Raw genomic sequence first — 810 nt, 5'->3', positions numbered from 1 at the left:
ATGATTGTATGTATCGTATTTAGGAACAATGTGACCAGTACCTAAGACGGTGATATTGCTGATATAGCTGCCGATGTGGCGAAGCTGCACCGAAAACGTCACGGGGATGTTGCGATAGGTCAGTGCTCCATCGCTCGCGTTAACATAAAACCCATATCGCAAAATGCCAGATATGACACCGCTGTAAGTGCCGGTTGGCTTCCCTTCAAATGCCTGGATGAGTGCTGAGCGTTCTAGTTTTAGAATAGGTTGATATTGATTGAACGGCTCAACCGCACTTTTGTATTTTGCGCTTTTGCTCGCCACACAAAAATTGCCACCTCGGTCAATCACGGTGGTTTGAGCACCGAGAATGGATTCGGAGCAAATAGGAGCAACGGGAGGCACGGTGTCCTCTGTAAAACCACCTGCTAATTGGTACGTTACCCCCGCTAGTACAGCGGGAACCGAAATGACCTCACCGGTTTCTGAAGTGAGCGTTAACGTTTTGCTCGTTGACGTGCTGAACGTTCCCGGAAACCATTGCGTTGTACGAGGAAGTCCGCCGATACGGTCAAATTGGGTTGATACCAAGAATTCACCGTTATCGCTACCACTGAACCATTGCAAGCGGTCTCCTGAAATCTTGCCGGTGACCGCAGCGGAAAAAGCAAAGGGAGAAGACAATAAAACACCACACAACACGGTGCGTGCCAGCTTATTCATCATCGGCTCCTTACTGTGCGCTCTTCTCGCACCGTTTCATCGTGATTGAGAATGATAACTTCAAGATTTGACTTGCGAAGCTCTGGCGGCAATAGAAGTTGGCGG

At 48.9% G+C, this 810-nt stretch carries 1 protein-coding gene; it reads right to left on the bottom strand.

The window, feature by feature from the left end; all coding sequences use genetic code 11:
- Positions 1-705 (bottom strand): hypothetical protein (locus OU793_RS24710; RefSeq protein ID WP_274647927.1); only part of this gene is annotated, 705 nt, incomplete at its 3' end.
- Positions 706-810: the final 105 nt, after the last annotated feature.

It is taken from the genome of Vibrio sp. VP6 (assembly GCF_028823755.1).
GTDB classification, from domain to species: Bacteria; Pseudomonadota; Gammaproteobacteria; order Enterobacterales; family Vibrionaceae; genus Vibrio; species Vibrio parahaemolyticus.
The sequence above is the reverse complement of the archived record's forward strand: the minus strand, read 5'-3'. Positions and strand labels throughout refer to the sequence as shown.